The 14899-nt window shown below is 64.2% G+C and carries 17 protein-coding genes; 8 read left to right on the top strand and 9 right to left on the bottom strand.

The features are described from left to right. Nucleotides 1-107: 107 nt before the first annotated feature. Nucleotides 108-1052, bottom strand: coding sequence for a tetratricopeptide repeat protein (locus ACE10X_RS21525; protein WP_038387106.1), 945 nt, complete (start codon nucleotides 1050-1052; stop codon nucleotides 108-110). 100 nt (nucleotides 1053-1152) lie between these two features. Between ACE10X_RS21525 and ACE10X_RS21520 the strand changes: the two genes are divergently transcribed. After that, a complete protein-coding gene (locus ACE10X_RS21520; RefSeq protein ID WP_038387105.1) occupies nucleotides 1153-1425 on the top strand; it encodes a GNAT family N-acetyltransferase in 273 nt (90 codons plus the stop codon). A 116-nt stretch (nucleotides 1426-1541) separates the two neighbouring features. Here ACE10X_RS21520 and ACE10X_RS21515 read toward each other — a convergent pair whose 3' ends face one another. Together ACE10X_RS21515 and ACE10X_RS21510 are read right to left on the bottom strand one after the other, a co-directional pair. After that, complete coding sequence (locus tag ACE10X_RS21515) at nucleotides 1542-2333, bottom strand: fumarylacetoacetate hydrolase family protein (protein ID WP_038387104.1); 792 nt, start codon at nucleotides 2331-2333, stop codon at nucleotides 1542-1544. A 104-nt stretch (nucleotides 2334-2437) separates the two neighbouring features. Then, entirely contained in the window at nucleotides 2438-2851 is a 414-nt protein-coding gene (locus ACE10X_RS21510; RefSeq protein WP_038387103.1) for a DUF3597 domain-containing protein, read from the bottom strand. A 288-nt stretch (nucleotides 2852-3139) separates the two neighbouring features. Between ACE10X_RS21510 and ACE10X_RS21505 the strand changes: the two genes are divergently transcribed. Beyond that, a complete protein-coding gene (locus ACE10X_RS21505) occupies nucleotides 3140-4051 on the top strand; it encodes a DUF2189 domain-containing protein (RefSeq protein WP_028340767.1) in 912 nt (303 codons plus the stop codon). A 231-nt stretch (nucleotides 4052-4282) separates the two neighbouring features. Next, nucleotides 4283-5098 carry a lytic transglycosylase domain-containing protein gene (locus ACE10X_RS21500; RefSeq protein WP_038387102.1) on the top strand — a complete coding sequence of 272 codons (816 nt, stop codon included), beginning with the start codon at nucleotides 4283-4285 and terminating at the stop codon, nucleotides 5096-5098. 130 nt (nucleotides 5099-5228) lie between these two features. Here ACE10X_RS21500 and ACE10X_RS21495 read toward each other — a convergent pair whose 3' ends face one another. Then, complete coding sequence (locus ACE10X_RS21495; protein ID WP_028332121.1) at nucleotides 5229-5513, bottom strand: hypothetical protein; 285 nt, start codon at nucleotides 5511-5513, stop codon at nucleotides 5229-5231. A gap of 732 nt (nucleotides 5514-6245) precedes the next feature. Between ACE10X_RS21495 and ACE10X_RS21490 the strand changes: the two genes are divergently transcribed. The 4 genes from ACE10X_RS21490 (at nucleotide 6246) to ACE10X_RS21475 (ending at nucleotide 9423) form a co-directional block, all read left to right on the top strand. Continuing rightward, entirely contained in the window at nucleotides 6246-6398 is a 153-nt protein-coding gene (locus ACE10X_RS21490; protein WP_016846063.1) for a DUF1127 domain-containing protein, read from the top strand. Nucleotides 6399-6508: 110 nt separating this feature from the next. Continuing rightward, nucleotides 6509-7942, top strand: a complete 1434-nt coding sequence (gene trmFO, locus ACE10X_RS21485; RefSeq protein WP_038387101.1) for a methylenetetrahydrofolate--tRNA-(uracil(54)-C(5))-methyltransferase (FADH(2)-oxidizing) TrmFO — start codon at nucleotides 6509-6511, stop codon at nucleotides 7940-7942. 5 nt (nucleotides 7943-7947) lie between these two features. Then, a complete protein-coding gene (locus tag ACE10X_RS21480; RefSeq protein WP_038387100.1) occupies nucleotides 7948-9051 on the top strand; it encodes a serine/threonine protein kinase in 1104 nt (367 codons plus the stop codon). Between the two features lie 87 nt (nucleotides 9052-9138). Continuing rightward, nucleotides 9139-9423, top strand: coding sequence for a DUF1488 family protein (locus ACE10X_RS21475; protein ID WP_038387099.1), 285 nt, complete (start codon nucleotides 9139-9141; stop codon nucleotides 9421-9423). On the opposite strand, the gene ACE10X_RS21470 is transcribed toward ACE10X_RS21475, so the two are convergent. The 5 genes from ACE10X_RS21470 to yajC are packed head-to-tail and all read right to left on the bottom strand — an operon-like array spanning nucleotide 9420 to nucleotide 13712. Beyond that, nucleotides 9420-10283, bottom strand: a complete 864-nt coding sequence (locus ACE10X_RS21470) for a phytoene/squalene synthase family protein (protein ID WP_038387098.1) — start codon at nucleotides 10281-10283, stop codon at nucleotides 9420-9422. The genes ACE10X_RS21475 and ACE10X_RS21470 overlap by 4 nt on opposite strands. Then, nucleotides 10280-10663, bottom strand: a complete 384-nt coding sequence (locus tag ACE10X_RS21465) for an Mth938-like domain-containing protein (RefSeq protein ID WP_375764556.1) — start codon at nucleotides 10661-10663, stop codon at nucleotides 10280-10282. The genes ACE10X_RS21470 and ACE10X_RS21465 overlap by 4 nt, the downstream gene beginning before the upstream one ends. 6 nt (nucleotides 10664-10669) lie before the next feature. Beyond that, on the bottom strand, nucleotides 10670-11704 hold the full coding sequence (gene secF, locus ACE10X_RS21460) for a protein translocase subunit SecF (RefSeq protein WP_038387096.1): 1035 nt from the start codon (nucleotides 11702-11704) through the stop codon (nucleotides 10670-10672). 10 nt (nucleotides 11705-11714) lie between these two features. Further along, nucleotides 11715-13316 carry a protein translocase subunit SecD gene (gene secD, locus ACE10X_RS21455; RefSeq protein WP_028342067.1) on the bottom strand — a complete coding sequence of 534 codons (1602 nt, stop codon included), beginning with the start codon at nucleotides 13314-13316 and terminating at the stop codon, nucleotides 11715-11717. A 39-nt stretch (nucleotides 13317-13355) separates the two neighbouring features. Then, entirely contained in the window at nucleotides 13356-13712 is a 357-nt protein-coding gene (gene yajC / locus ACE10X_RS21450; protein WP_026192737.1) for a preprotein translocase subunit YajC, read from the bottom strand. Nucleotides 13713-13902: 190 nt separating this feature from the next. Here yajC and ACE10X_RS21445 point away from each other — a divergent pair, with 190 nt between their 5' ends. Continuing rightward, nucleotides 13903-14886, top strand: a complete 984-nt coding sequence (locus ACE10X_RS21445; RefSeq protein WP_038387095.1) for an ATP-binding protein — start codon at nucleotides 13903-13905, stop codon at nucleotides 14884-14886. The last annotated feature ends 13 nt before the right edge of the window (nucleotides 14887-14899 follow it).

The following is a 14899-nucleotide window of genomic DNA, read 5'->3' as shown; positions in this document are numbered from 1 at the left end:
GCATCAGGGGCGTATGTCTGACATCAAACGTAATCGAACTGCATCCATCCGCAAGGCCCGTCCAGCGGGTGTGCGACGCGGCCGCGGCGATCGTGGCCGGCAGGATGTCACCGCGCCCCGCCGAGCCGCGCCAGTGCCCCCTTGGCGCTCTGCAGATCGGGCTGCAGCTCGAGCGCCTTGCGGAAATCGGCCGCCGCGCCCTTCCTGTCGCCGAGCCGCAGCTTGGCCTGGCCGCGATTATTCCAGGAATAGACGTCGTTCGGATCGTATTGCAGCGCCTTGTCGTAATCGGCGAGCCCGCCCTTGTTGTCCCCCTGAAAGAGACGGATCATGCCGCGGTTGCGCCAGCCGCGCGCATCGGTCGGCGCGATCCTCGCCGCCTCGCCGTAATCGGCGGCTGCGCGATCGAGCTGCTCGGTATCGCGATAGACATTGCCGCGGTTGATGTAGGCGAGCACGTTGGGCTCGAGCCTGATCTCGGTGGTGAAGTCGACGATCGCATGCGCCGCGTCGCGCTTGCGGTAGTAGACGAAGCCGCGATTGCCGTAGGCGGTGGCGAGCTGCGGATTGTATTTGATGGCGAGGCTGAGATCGGCCAGCGCGCGGTCGAGATCGCCCTTGTTGAGCCAGGCATCGCCGCGATTGTTGTAGGCCAGCGCGAACGCCGGATCGATGCGGATCGCCTCGTCGTAATCGGCAATCGCATGATCGAGGTCGCGCTTGAAGGCGTAGACGCGGCCGCGATTGGTGTAGGCGCAGGCATAGGCGGGATCGAGCTTGATGGCCTCGTTGAGGTCGGCGAACGCAGCGTCGAGCTCGCGCTTCTCGGTCAGCCCATGGCCGCGATTGCAATAGGCGCCGGCCAGCCGCTTGCCGCTCTCGGTCTTGCCGTCGATCACCGTGGTGCAGGCGGCCACGCGGTCGCCGGGCGCCGTCGTCAGGCCGACGCAGGTCTGCCAGTTCGGATCGTCGCCGGCGGCGGCTTTCGGCGGGTTTGGAAGCGTCAAGGCGGCGCCGAGCAATACGGCGGTCAGGCAGGCCGAAATGCGCATATCGTCAATCCACAAATGCCAATTTGCGGGTTGGTCGCGGCTTTGCACCGGCCGGTTCACTCGCTTACATCAGCGCCTGTGAATCAACCGGGATTTTGCGATGGCCGCCGTGCGCGACAACAGGGACCAAAACCGCTTCGAGCTCGACACCGAGGGCGGCCTCGCCTTTGCGAACTACCGGCGGACGCCCGCGGCCGTCATCATCACCCATACCGAGACACCGCGCGCCCCGCGCGGCCGCGGCATCGCATCGGAGCTGGTCAAGGGTGCCCTGGAGCTGATCCGCGCCGACGGCGGCAAGGTGATCGCCGGCTGCGGTTTCGTGGTGAATTACCTCGACAAGCATCCGGAATACGCGGACCTTGCCGGCTAGAGCCCTTTCCGTTCCGATGGAATCGGAACGGGGCTCCAGCTGCTTCTTTTGACGCGTTTTCCGTACGCGAACCGGTACCCACTTCGTTCGAAAACGCTATTGCGCCTCACCCGGCGTCAGACGATCTTGATCGACATGTCGGGCAGGCCCTCGAGCTTGCACAGCAGCACGTCGCCCTTGACGACCGGGCCGACGTTCTCCGGCGTACCGGAATAGATGATGTCGCCGGCCTTCAGCTCGAATGCCTCGGACAGCTTTGCGATCTGCTCGGCGACGCTCCAGATCATGTTCTTCAGATCCGAGCTCTGTCGCACCGTGCCGTTGATCGCGAGCGAGATGGCGCCTTGCGTGAAGTGGCCGGTCTTATTAGCCGGATGGATCGGCCCGAGCACCGCGGCATGGTCAAAGCTCTTGCCGATCTCCCAGGGCTTCTTCTCCGCGGCCATGCCGTTCTGCAGATCGCGTCGCGTCATGTCGAGGCCGAGCGCGTAGCCATAGACGTGATCGAGCGCCTTGTCGGCGGGAATATTGGTGCCGCCGGACTTCAGCGCGGCGACCAGCTCGACCTCGTGGTGATAGTTCTTGGTCAGCGACGGATAGGGATGATCGGCGACGGTGCCGATCGCGACATTCTGGATCGCATCCGTCGGCTTCTGGAAGAAGAACGGCGGCTCGCGCGTCGGGTCCGAACCGCGCTCGATCGCGTGCGCGGCGTAGTTGCGGCCGATGCAGTAGATGCGGCGAACCTGAAACACCTCGCTGGCGCCGACGATCGGGATCGTCACGGCCGCGACCGGAAACATCGCCTTCGGCGCGGCCTCGGCATGGGCCGGCGCGGATTGCGCGGCGGCACCGGCCAGCGCGAGGGCGCCGGTCGCAAGCATCGTCCGGCGATCGAGATCTGTCATGGGCGTTCTCCTTGTTGTTGTTGGGCGATCTATAGATGTTCGCCGGTCGATAAAAAAGGGCCCGCGCTGGCGCGGGCCCTTTCTATGCGCGGGAGGATGATCCCTCAGTGCTTGATGTCGGGGGGCAGCTTGCCGCCATTGGCCGCGAGTTTGGTCATCACCTGCTTGTGCAGCCAGATGTTCATGCTGGCGGAATCGTTGGTGTCGCCGGTGTAGCCGAGCTCCTTGGCGAGCTCCTTGCGGGCCGACAGGCTGGAGTCGATGTCGAGCGCCTTCATCAGGTCGACGATCGAGGTCCGCCACTCGAGCTTCTCGCCCTTCGCGGCAACCGCCTTGTCGAGAATCGGGGCGACGTCAACCGACTGCGCCGGCGCCGCGCCGGCGGGCACCGCGGCAGGAGACGACGATGCGCTGCCGGATCCACCGGCGGGAGCTGCGCTTGTGGCCGTTCCGCCGGCGGGCGCAGCGCTGGCGCTACTGCCGAAGATCGCGCCCATGATTTTTCCGAAAATGCTCATCGTTCGCTCCCAAGAGAGTTGAGATGTGAAGGTCACACGGCAACTGGCCGGCTGACCGAGGTCGCAGTTCAAGTCTATCGCCCCCTCCATAGCTTGCCAATGCGACATTCACTTAAGCGTGAGTGCTTTTGGCACAGTTTGGGAGTAGCCTCATTGCACAGTTCGCGACACGGCCAGTTCCCTGCTCTGTCTTTCGCGTCTGGCTTGATCGTGATCGCTTCGAGAGGCGGTACGTTTGTGCCCGCGTGCCGGGCGCCAGATGCGACCGCCCAGAGGGAGACAACGACCATGGCCACATCATACCAAGGCAATGTCACATCGATGACGCAGAGCGGACAAGGCGCCGCGTCTGCGCCTGTTATCCGCACCATCGGCCTGTCCGACTTGCATCACGCGCTGCGTCTCGGTTGGGAAGACTTCAAGGCGGTGCCAAGTCACGCCATCATCCTCTGCCTGATCTATCCGGTGCTCGGCCTCGTGCTCGCGCGCACCGTGCACGGCTATTCCGTGCTGCCCCTGCTGTTTCCGCTGGCCGCGGGCTTTGCCCTGCTCGGCCCGTTTGCCGCCATCGGCCTCTACGAGATGAGCCGCCGCCGCGAGGATGGCGGGGAAGCATCTGCATGGGATGCCATGGAGGTATTCCGCTCGCCGTCATTCGGCGCGATGCTTGGGGTCGGAACGCTGCTGTTCGCGCTGTTCGTGACCTGGATCGCGACCGCCCAGGCGATCTACACGGCGGTGTTCGGCTATGAGACCGCAGCCAACATTCCCGATTTCGCCGCGCGCGTGCTGACCACTCCGCAAGGCTGGTGGCTCATCGTGGTCGGCTGCAGCGTCGGCTTCCTGTTCGCGCTCGTCGCACTTTGCATCAGCGTGATCGCCTTCCCCATGATGCTCGACCGCCAGGCGACCGCCGGCGAAGCCATGGTGACGTCGATGCGCGCCGTCGCACAGAACCCGGTGCCGATGGCGGCCTGGGGTCTGATCGTCGCGGTGCTGCTGGTGCTGGGCACGATTCCGTTCTTCCTCGGGCTTGCCGTGGTGATCCCGCTGCTCGGTCACGCCACCTGGCATCTCTATCGCGAGGTCATCGTCAAGGATCCGAATGCGCGGCCGGTAACCCCCGAACCGCGCGAGCGCAAGCCCGCCGCGGACTTCCCGGCCAATCTGTTTCCGTGGCGGCGCAGCGATCGCGGCTAAGCGCCGCTAACCCGGATTCGTAAACGTCAAAGCAACCGCCGGCCGATATGTTCGGCCGGCGGTTTGTCGTCCCGGACCGTCAAGAGGATGTGAAATTGGCGTGGCATTTGCAGCGCTGCCCGAGGAAGAACGGCTCGGTCACGAGCCTTGTTTTGGCCGCTGTTGCCGCGAACATACCCGCCGCCCTTCACGACCAATCGACGACATCGCAGACTCCGGAGTGAATTGCCTATGACCTCTCGCTTTTGCTTTCGCACGCTCGCCATCGGCGCGTGGCTCCTGACCTCGACGGCGTCGGTGCTGGCTGCCCAATGCGGCACGGGCACGTTCGAATCCTGGCTCGACGATTTCAAGAAAGAGGCTGCGACGAAGGGCATTTCGCAGAACGCGATCCAGGCCGGGTTGACCGGCGTCACACAGGACAAGGCGATCCTTGCCCGCGACCATTCGCAGCAGGTGTTCAGCCAGACGTTCGAGCAGTTCTCGGGCCGCATGGTGCCGCCGCGCCTCAATCGCGGCTCCGACATGATGAAGCGCTACGGCTCCGTGCTGTCGCGGATCGAGGAGGCCTACGGTGTACCGGGCGAGATCCTTGTTGCGATCTGGGGACTGGAGACCGATTTCGGCGTCAACACCGGCAAGTTTCCGACCATACGTTCGCTGGCGACGCTCGCCTATGACTGCCGCCGCTCCGACATGTTCAAGGCCGAGTTGATGGATGCCTTGCGCATCGTCGAGCGCGGCGATCTGCCGCCGCAGGAGATGCGCGGCGCCTGGGCCGGCGAGATCGGCCAGACCCAATTCATGCCGTCGTCCTACATCAAGTTCGCGGTCGACTTCGACGGCAACGGCAAGCGCGACCTCCTGCACAACGTGCCCGACGTGCTGGCGTCGACGGCAAACTACCTGAAGAGCTATGGCTGGAAGAAGGGCAAGGGCTGGGAGCCCGGCAGCGAGAATTTTGCGGTGATCCAGCAGTGGAACAAGAGCGAGGTGTACGCCAAGACGATCGGCTACTTCGCCACCCAGCTCGCCAAGGCTCCATAGCGCTTTCACACCAGATTGCGTGGCGCAGCGAGGCCAACCTTCCTCTCTGACTCAATCAAGGCTGCTCCACGGGTGAATCAAAAAGGGCCGATCGCCCCAGGCAATCGGCCCTTATCGCAATGATCAAAGCTTACTTCGCCATGCTGGCTTCGGCAGCCTTGCTGAGGTGCGCGCCGCATGCGCCCCACTTGTTGTTCAGCATCGCGTCCTGGGCGAGCGAGACTTCCTTCTCCGCCGCGAATTTGACCTCATTGTCAGCCATAGCTTCGACTGCAGCTTCGGTCTTGCCGAGATTGGCACCGCTGCAGCCGAGGCCCGCATGATGACGATGCGCAGCCTGAGCGGGAGCGACAGCGTAGGCAACGGCAGCCACGGTGGCTGCTGCGATCAATGTCTTAATCATGGGATGATCCATCTGTTGTTCTTGGACAGATCCCAGCGTGATTGCGGAATCTGCGGAACGATTATTCGCTGTTCCCGGCACCGTTCAGAATGAACTTCGCGCGATACAAATGTGATGAGCGCTGCGCGCGTATCGCGCATGCGTTGCATAGTGTTTTGATTACAAGGCAGTAAGGAAGCAGCGCCGCAATAGCTTTGCTCGACGTATTCACTTCAATCGAGACGCACTTCCGATAATCAGCAGCACATTCCGCGCGACATGCGACCCCGCGACGGAAATCCGTTGCGGCACAAGATCGAATTACCGCTTACGTCAATGCGACTGATTGACGCGATGCCGTCTCCTGTCCGAGATCGCAATGAAGTGAATATAAGATCACTTTAACGATAATCGCTTGTATGCGAATCACGCATGAAACACATCGCTGTGATCCCTCCCATAACGAGGGACCTCGGCTTGAACAAACGGTCCGTAATTACCACGTAAATGACGTAACCACGCCTGCCAAGATTTCAATAACCAACTGATTTCAGGAACGTTTGTTGGAATACTCCGCCTTGATGGAACTTCCGTCTACGGGGCAGTTCTCCATGCGCCAAACGGTTAACCGGAACTTACCATCGCTATGCGTTTTGAGCCTAGCTGCATCGCAACATCGGAACTACCGCACTGCACTATATCATCTATATTCACTTCAACGATGAGGCTTTGGAAAAGCTGAATCTGAATTACTAGGAGACTACCATGTTGCTCTCGCTCATCCGCATGATCCAGGCTTTCCGGGATTATCAGCGCAATGTCAGCGAACTGTCCCAGCTCAGCGATCGTGAACTCGCCGATATCGGCCTCGACCGCTCGGACATTCCGCGCGTTGCCGCCGGCACCTACAACGGCTAATCGGCCGCAGGCCATCTGCTGAACGGATAACGCCCGCTTCCACAGCGGGCGTTGTCGTTTGTGGTGCGGTTTCAGATGCATATGAGATCAAAACGCGCTAACGCTGCGCGATGACACCGCATCAATCCTCTTCCCAACCCGTGCACATCGTGGGCGCGGGGCTCGCCGGCTCGGAAGCCGCCTGGCAGGTCGCCAACTCCGGCGTCCGTGCCGTGCTGCATGAGATGCGCCCGCACCGGATGACCGAGGCGCACCGGACCGAAGGCTGCGCCGAACTGGTCTGCTCGAATTCCTTCCGCTCCGACGATGCCGCCAACAACGCGGTCGGGCTGCTGCACGCCGAGATGCGGCGGCTGGGCTCGCTCATCATGCGCTCGGCCGATGCCAATCAGGTGCCCGCCGGCGGCGCGCTGGCGGTCGACCGCGACGGCTTTTCGGCCGCCGTCACCAAGGCGCTCAACGAACATCCGCTGATCGAGATCAGCCGGGAGGAAGTCGCGGGGCTGCCGCCGGCCGACTGGAGCAACGTGATCGTCGCGACCGGTCCCCTCACCTCGGCACCGCTTGCCGACGCCATCAGGCAACTGACCGACGAGAGCGCGCTGGCATTCTTCGACGCGATCGCGCCGATCGTGCATAGGGATTCCATCGACATGTCGGTGGCCTGGTTTCAGTCGCGCTACGACAAGGTCGGCCCCGGCGGCACCGGCGCGGACTACATCAACTGCCCGATGACGAAGGAGCAGTATGACGCCTTCGTCGCGGCGCTGCTCGACGGCGAGAAGGTCGACTTCAAGGACTGGGAAACCAACACGCCCTATTTCGACGGCTGCCTGCCGGTCGAGGTGATGGCCGAGCGCGGTCACGAGACGCTGCGCCACGGGCCGATGAAGCCGGTGGGATTGACCAATCCGCACAACCCGACGGTCAAGCCGTATGCGATCGTCCAGCTGCGGCAGGACAACAAGCTCGGCACGCTCTACAACATCGTCGGCTTCCAGACCAAGTTGAAGCACGGCGCGCAGCAGCGCGTGTTCCGGACCATTCCTGGCCTTGAGAACGCGGAGTTCGCCCGCCTCGGCGGCCTGCATCGCAACACCTTCCTGAACTCGCCAAAGCTGCTCGACGGTCAGTTGCGTCTGCGCGCGCAGCCGCGGCTGCGCTTCGCCGGGCAGATGACGGGCTGCGAGGGTTACGTCGAGTCGGCCAGCGTCGGCCTGATCGCCGGCCTCTGTGCCGCCGCCGACATGCGTGGTGCCGCGCTGACGCCGCCGCCCGCGACGACCGCGCTCGGCGCGCTGCTCGGCCACATCACCGGTGGCCACATCGAAACGATCGAGGCCGGTTCGCGCTCGTTCCAGCCGATGAACATCAATTTCGGTCTGTTCCCGCCGCTGGCCAGCGCGCCGACCAAGAAGCCGGACGGCTCGCGGCTGCGCGGCAACGAGAAGACCGTCGCCAAGAAGCAGGCGATCAGCGCGCGCGCTCTCGCCGATCTCGACCACTGGATCGCAGAGCATCTGCGCGTTGCGGCAGCGGCCTGACAGTCATGAGCTTGCCGAAAGACGATGACGCCACCCTGTCGGTGCGGTGGAGCCAGGGCGTGCTGCTCAAGCGCGACGTGTTCTCGACCGTCGAGCGCGGCCGCTTCCGCGCCGATGACGGCGAGGTCGACGGCGTGCTGCGCCGGCTCGATCAGGTGCCGTTCTGGTCGTTCGGCCTGGCGCTGCATCTGTTCTCGCGCGAGCGCCGCGCGCTGACCTTGGCGCGCGACCTCGACGTCGGGCCAAAGCTGTTGTGGGCCGGCCGGCGCGCGCTGGTGCGCGGCTTCATCGACGGCGCGGCGCTGCATCTGGCGAAGCCGCATGGCGACGTCGCATATTTTCGCTCCGCCAAGGCCGCGTTGCGCAGGCTGCATCGCGCCGGCATCTGCCACAACGATCTCGCCAAGGAGCAGAACTGGCTGGTCGGGCGCGATGGCCGCGCCTACCTCACCGACTTCCAGCTTGCCGCCTGCTTCAAGACCCGCAGCCGGCTGTTCCGCATCGCCGCCTATGAGGATCTGCGGCATCTGTTGAAGCACAAGCGCAGCTACGCGCCGGAGGCGTTGACGCCGAAAGAGCGCAAGGTACTCGCAAAGAAGTCCGCGGTCGCCAGCATCTGGCTCAGGACCGGCAAGAAGGTCTATCAGGCGATCACGCGCGGCATCTTCAATTTCACCGACCGCGAAGGCGGCGGCCGCAGGCTGGTCAACGACGCCCCGGTATTGATCGATCTGATCCGCAAGAATCCGCAGGTGCGCGACACTGCGATCGTCGCCTTTGCCGACCGGCGCGTCGGCGTCGGACTCTACGCCTTCGTCGAGGCGGACCAGTCCGCGCTGGAAAGGACGCTGCGCAATGAGCTTGCCGCGGCCAGGGGCGTCAAGCCGCCCGAACACATCCAGATCGTGCACGCGCTGCCGCGCGATGCCGCCGGCAAGCCGCGCACCGAAATCCTGCAGCTCGTCGCCATGAACCAGATCGACCTGATCGAACCGATGATGCGCAGCGACGCCGATCGCGAGTTCCTCAAGGACATCCTCGAGCAACGCAAGAATCTGCGCGACCGCTTCAATTTTGAAGTCGCCGAGATGGACCGGCCGGCAGGTTAGAGCGCGCTTCTCGGCGCGTGGCCCTCGACAAACGCGGCGCGAAGCTTCACTCTTTGCGAGGGGTAGCGCGCTCAAGGGACAAGTTTAATGCCACTCACCCGTGGCCGGATCGGGGGATACAATTCCGAACGACTGGCGTTCGGATTCACCATGATGAACGGCGACCAGGAAATCGAATGCCAGATCAGCGACGCCGCGTTGGACGAGCTGGCCGGCACGCGCGGAACGGCGAGCATGGCGCGGCAAGCCCAGTTCGTTGCGCTGCGCGACGCGGTCGAGCAGATCGCATCCGACATCTATGACAGCGGCCCGATGGTCAGGGGCGCAATGATCCGGATCTTCACCAAGCACATCCCGAAAGAGCAGAGCTAGCGACCGAACTCCTCCGTGCGCGCGGCTCGCCACAACGTCCAGAGCGTGCGCAGGCGCGAGACCGGTTTCGGCAGGAACGGGTCGTAGTCCTCGCTCCTCGCCCGGTTCAGCTCGCGCCTGACGCAAGCGAGCGGCAGAAAGATCGGCCTCACGCCGGACGGGACATCCGCAAGCAGTCCGAATGCGGTCTTGAGATGGCCCTGGGCCTCGTCCGCAAGCTGATCGATCGCGGCACGGATGTTCGGCGTCACCTTGCCGGCAAACACCTCCTCCTTGCTGCCGCCGTGCTGCTGCAGCAGCTGCAACGGCAGAAACAGCTGCTGTCGTGAGGCGTCGCGGCCAAGCGAAGCGATGACCTGCGCCATGCCCTGGGCAAGACCCGCATGACGGGCCAGGTGATCGATCGCCTCCGACGGCCGCGCCACGACGCGCGTGGCCTGCGAGAACAGCACTGAGGCCGTGGCGTCGAGATAGCCCTCGAGCTCGGCCAGCGACGGCATCGGATCGTTGTAGAGATCGAACTGGTGCTCCTCGACCAGCTGCGAGAATGGCGAGACCGGCAGACGGTGATTGCGGATCGTGTGCAGCAGTTCTGCCGCGACCGGATTGCCCTCGACCCCGCCATGGCCCGCGCCGGCGAGCATGTCGGTCCACCATTGCAGCCGCATCTCGCCGGGCAGCGGCTGGCTGACCTGCTCGTGTACGCGCGAGACCTCGATGTTGAAGGCGTAGATCGCAAGCATCGCCCGCCGTTCCGGACCGGGCAGGAACAACGTCGACGCGTAGCGCACGAAGTCATGGCTCCGCACCAAATCGGCGCAGAAGGCCGCGCCGTCCTTCGGTGCCTCCGTCGCACTCATGGCACCGCAATCAGCGCCGCCGCGACGCGACGCCGCTCGCCCAGCATGATGTTGTAGGTGCGGATCGCGGGTCCCGTCTGCATCGGATCGAGCACCAACCGCACGGCCCGCAGGGCCTCGCGCAAGCCCTTTGGCGGGACCCAGACGTCGGTGCCGGTGCCGACGATCAGCGTGTCGATCGCATTGGCGGCCGCGAACACCTTTTGCAGCGAGTATTCGTCGATCTCCTGCGGTCTGGTGACCGGCCAGGCCCAGATCGAGTCGGGCAGGCACAAAAGCGAGCCGCGGTGCGACATATCGGCGAACGCGAAGCCGCCCTTGCCGTAGGCCTCGATCGGCGCCGACCTCGGAAGATGGGGAGCGTCCGAGGGGTTGCTCATGACCGGCTACTTCTTGGCTGCCGCCGTGTCCGGCTTCTTGGCCGGCGCGTCCTGCGCCGCCTCTCCACCCCGCGTGGTGTGAACACCGAGATAGATCAGGATCGGCGCCGCGATGAAGATCGAAGTGTAGGTGCCGACCAGCACCACGCCGAACATCATGACCGCGGTGAAGCTGTGGATCGCCTGGCCGCCGAACAGCAGCAGTGCGAGCAGCGCCAGCGTCACGGTGACGTGGGTGATGATCGAGCGCGACAGCGTTGAGTTGATCGATTCGTTCAGCAGCTGCGGCATCGGCATCTTCTTGTAGCGCCGCAGCATCTCGCGGATACGGTCATAGATCACGACGGTGTCGTTGAGCGAGTAGCCGAGAATCGTCAGCAGCGCCGCGATGCTGGTGAGGTCGAAATCGACCTGGGTGATCGACATGAAGCCGATCGTGAGCACGATGTCGTGGACGTTGGCGATCATGGCGCCGAGCGCGAACTGCCATTCGAACCGGAACCAAAGGTAGATCAGGATGCCCATGATCGCGAACATCAGGCCGATCATGCCATAGGCCAGCAGTTCGCCGGAGACGCGCGGTCCCACCACCTCGACGCGACGATAGTCGACGGATTCGCCGAGCGCGCCGCGTACTTTCGTCACCGCATCCTGCTGCGCCTTGTCGCCGCCGGGCTGCTCGGCGACGCGGATCAGGACTTCCGCCGGACCGCCGAACTGCTGCAGCTGCACCTCGCCGAGGCCAAGGCCGTTCAAGGTGGTGCGCATCGCGGCGATGTCGGCGGTGCCGGACTTGGCCTGCACCTCCAGCAGCGTGCCGCCCTTGAAGTCGATGCCGAAATTCAGGCCGTGGGTGAAGAACAGCGTGATGGCAAGGATCGAGAGCAGCGCCGAGATCGGGAAGCTGATGCGGCGGAAGCGGGTGAAGTCGAAATGCGTGTCGTCCGGCACGATGCGCAGCGCCGGCAGCAGGCCGAGCGCCGCGACCACGGTCAAGACGGCGATCAGGATGCCAAGGCCAATGAGAACGGTATGAGTCACAACAGGCCTCTCAGATCGGCACGGTTTGCGGCCGCTTCCACCGCACCCAGCCGGCGACGATCAGGCGCGTCAGGGTAAAGGCGGTGAACACCGTGGTGATGATGCCGATGCCGAGCGTCACGGCAAAGCCGCGCACCGGTCCGGTGCCGATGTAGAACAGCACGGCGGCGGCGATGAAGGTGGTGATGTTGGAGTCGAGGATGGTCGCCAGCGCCCGCTTGAAGCCGGCGTCGATCGCCGAGATCGCGTTGCGGCCGCCGCGCAATTCCTCGCGGATGCGCTCGTAGATCAGCACGTTGGAATCGACCGCGATGCCGACGGTCAGTACGATGCCGGCGATGCCGGGCAACGTCAGCGTGGCGTTGAGCAGCGACAGCAGCCCGAAGATCATGGCGACGTTGATCGCCACCGCGATGTTGGCGAACACGCCGAACAGCCGATAGGTGATCAGCATGAACACGATGACCAGGATCGAGCCGACATAGGCCGCGAGCTCGCCCTTCTCGATCGAGTCCTGTCCGAGGCCGGGACCGACAGTGCGCTCCTCGATCACCGTCAACGGGGCCGGCAGCGCGCCGGCACGCATCAGGATCGCCAGATCGTTGGCCGACTGCACGGTGAAGCTGCCGGAGATCTGGCCCTGTCCGCCGGTGATCGGCTCACGGATCACGGGTGCCGAGATCACCTTGTTGTCGAGCACGATCGCAAACGGCTGGCCGACGTTTTCGGCGGTCGCCTGCGCGAATTTGCGCGCGCCCGACGTATTGAACTTGAAGCTGACAATCGCCTCGCCGGTGCGCTGGTCGAAGCCGGGCTGGGCATCGGAGAGCTCGCCTCCGGAAACCAGGACCTGCTTCTTGACGACATACGGAACCGGCGGCGGTGACGCGCTCATCAAGAGCTCGGAGTCCGGCGGCAGGCGGCCCTGCTGGGCCTGGTCGGGCGACACCGAGCTGTCGACCATGCGGAATTCCATCTTGGCGGTCTTGCCGAGCAGTTCCTTCAGGCGTGTCGGATCCTGAAGGCCCGGCACCTGGACCAGGATGCGGTCTGTGCCCTGACGCTGGATCACCGGCTCGACCGTGCCGAGCTCGTTGACGCGCCGTTCGACGATCTGGATCGATTGCTCGATGGTCTGCCGGATGCGCTCGGTGATCGCGGCCTGCGGGACCGTCAGGCGGATCAGGCCGCCGCCGGCATCGGCAACCTCGAGGCTGCGCTGGCCGCTGGAGCCGAGCAGGCCGCCGAGCGGCTGCGACAGCTCGCGGAGCTTCGACAATGCCGTCGACTGGTCGCCTTCCTTGGAGATGCGGACTTCCACCGCGTCGTTGCGTGTGTTGAGGCCGGTGTAACCGATCTTGGCTTCACGAAGTACCTTCCGAACATCGTCGCGAATCTGGTCGAGCTTCTCCTTCTTCACGTAGTTGGAGTCGACCTCGAGCAGCAGATAAGAGCCGCCCTGCAAATCGAGGCCGAGGACCAGGCGCCGCTGCGCCCAGGCCGGCCAGGTCTTCACCTGCGCCTCGGGGAAGAAATTGGGCACGGCGCACAGGCAGACCACCAGCGCTGTCAGGATAATCCCCAGCGCTCGCCACCGCGTGAAATACAACATCGAGTTGACCCGTCAGATTCCAAAAAGGCGCCGCGGCGATCAGCTCGCGGACGCCTCGTCCTTGGCGTCGCCCTTCGCCGGCTCACCCTTGGTACGCACACCCGAGATCATCTGGCGCATCTGGCGCACGCGCACGCCGTCCGAAATCTCGAACTCGATCTGGTCGTCGTCGACCACCTTGGTCACCTTGCCGACGAGGCCACCCGAGGTCACCACGGTGTCGCCGCGGCGGATGTTCTTCACGAGGTCCGCATGGTCGCGCACCTTCTTCTGCTGCGGGCGTAGAATCAGGAAGTACATGATGACGAAGATCAGCGCGAATGGCAGCAGCGACATCAACATGCTGTTGGTGTCACCAGTCGCTCCAGCCTGGGCAAACGCAGGAGTAATCAGCATTCGGACGATCCTCGGATAAGACGGGAAAGAACCGGCAGCGCCCTCGGATTCGGGGCGGTATGGCGGTCCGGACAAATTCGCGCGGACTATAGCGGCCGCGGTCCCAATTGCAACGTTAACGGACCTTCATTTAGGGCGCTTGCGGGACCGCCGCCAGCCCGATAAGGCTGCGCCGTCAGGAACTGGACAAATGCCGAAAAAAGCCAAGAAAACGACCAGTAAAACAACCCGCAAAACCACCCCCAAGGCTGCCGCCAAGCGTGCTGAAAACGCCGCGACAAAACGCCCGGTAACGGCGCTCGACGGCGCAGCGGCCGAGCGGATCGCGAACGCCCTGGAGGTCATCGCCAGCCGCCTCGCTGACGCCTCCCCGGCCCTCGATCCGGCCGAGACCTTCGGCGCCGCGGACGCCTTTGTCTGGCATCCGGACGGGCGCCTGGCCCCGGTGCCACGCGTCAGCCGCGTCGAGATCGGCCTGCTCAAGGGCGTCGACCGGATGCGCGATATCCTGATGGAGAATACCGAGCGCTTCGCCGACGGCCTGCCCGCCAACAATGCGCTGCTCTGGGGCGCCCGCGGCATGGGCAAGTCGTCGCTGGTCAAGGCCACCCATGCCAGCATCAATCTCGACCGCGAGCCGGCCGACCGGCTGAAGCTGATCGAGATCCACCGCGAGGACATCGAGAGCCTGCCCGGCCTGATGGAGCTGCTGCGCAGCTCCTCCTTCCGCTTCATCGTGTTCTGCGACGACCTCTCCTTCGACGGCAACGATGCCTCGTACAAGTCGCTGAAGGCCGTGCTGGAAGGCGGCATCGAGGGGCGCCCCGACAACGTCATCCTCTATGCGACCTCGAACCGGCGGCATCTGTTGGCGCGCGAGATGATCGAGAACGAACGCTCGACCGCGATCAATCCCGGCGAAGCGGTCGAGGAGAAAGTCTCGCTGTCGGACCGCTTCGGCCTCTGGCTCGGCTTCCATCGCTGCAGCCAGGACGAATACCTCGCGATGGTGAAGGGCTATTGCGACCATTACGGCATCAACATCGCCGACGACGAACTCGAGCGCGAGGCGCTCGAATGGTCGACCACCCGCGGATCGCGCTCGGGCCGCGTCGCCTGGCAGTACACGCAGGAGCTCGCCGGCCGGCTCGGCGTGCGGCTGAGCGGCAAGTAACAGGCGATGGGAG

The organism is Bradyrhizobium sp. Pha-3 (assembly GCF_042258325.1).
GTDB classification, from domain to species: Bacteria; Pseudomonadota; Alphaproteobacteria; order Rhizobiales; family Xanthobacteraceae; genus Bradyrhizobium; species Bradyrhizobium elkanii.
The sequence above is the reverse complement of the archived record's forward strand: the minus strand, read 5'-3'. Positions and strand labels throughout refer to the sequence as shown.

Bases quoted from the DNA above. Each gene is read 5' to 3' on its own strand.
- ACE10X_RS21525 (WP_038387106.1), bottom strand. From the start codon at position 1,052: ATGCGCATTTCGGCCTGCCTGACCGCCGTATTGCTCGGCGCCGCCTTG.
- ACE10X_RS21520 (WP_038387105.1), top strand. From the start codon at position 1,153: ATGGCCGCCGTGCGCGACAACAGGGACCAAAACCGCTTCGAGCTCGAC.
- ACE10X_RS21515 (WP_038387104.1), bottom strand. From the start codon at position 2,333: ATGACAGATCTCGATCGCCGGACGATGCTTGCGACCGGCGCCCTCGCG.
- ACE10X_RS21510 (WP_038387103.1), bottom strand. From the start codon at position 2,851: ATGAGCATTTTCGGAAAAATCATGGGCGCGATCTTCGGCAGTAGCGCC.
- ACE10X_RS21505 (WP_028340767.1), top strand. From the start codon at position 3,140: ATGGCCACATCATACCAAGGCAATGTCACATCGATGACGCAGAGCGGA.
- ACE10X_RS21500 (WP_038387102.1), top strand. From the start codon at position 4,283: ATGACCTCTCGCTTTTGCTTTCGCACGCTCGCCATCGGCGCGTGGCTC.
- ACE10X_RS21495 (WP_028332121.1), bottom strand. From the start codon at position 5,513: ATGGATCATCCCATGATTAAGACATTGATCGCAGCAGCCACCGTGGCT.
- ACE10X_RS21490 (WP_016846063.1), top strand. From the start codon at position 6,246: ATGTTGCTCTCGCTCATCCGCATGATCCAGGCTTTCCGGGATTATCAG.
- trmFO (WP_038387101.1), top strand. From the start codon at position 6,509: ATGACACCGCATCAATCCTCTTCCCAACCCGTGCACATCGTGGGCGCG.
- ACE10X_RS21480 (WP_038387100.1), top strand. From the start codon at position 7,948: ATGAGCTTGCCGAAAGACGATGACGCCACCCTGTCGGTGCGGTGGAGC.
- ACE10X_RS21475 (WP_038387099.1), top strand. From the start codon at position 9,139: ATGCCACTCACCCGTGGCCGGATCGGGGGATACAATTCCGAACGACTG.
- ACE10X_RS21470 (WP_038387098.1), bottom strand. From the start codon at position 10,283: ATGAGTGCGACGGAGGCACCGAAGGACGGCGCGGCCTTCTGCGCCGAT.
- ACE10X_RS21465 (WP_375764556.1), bottom strand. From the start codon at position 10,663: ATGAGCAACCCCTCGGACGCTCCCCATCTTCCGAGGTCGGCGCCGATC.
- secD (WP_028342067.1), bottom strand. From the start codon at position 13,316: ATGTTGTATTTCACGCGGTGGCGAGCGCTGGGGATTATCCTGACAGCG.
- yajC (WP_026192737.1), bottom strand. From the start codon at position 13,712: ATGCTGATTACTCCTGCGTTTGCCCAGGCTGGAGCGACTGGTGACACC.
- ACE10X_RS21445 (WP_038387095.1), top strand. From the start codon at position 13,903: ATGCCGAAAAAAGCCAAGAAAACGACCAGTAAAACAACCCGCAAAACC.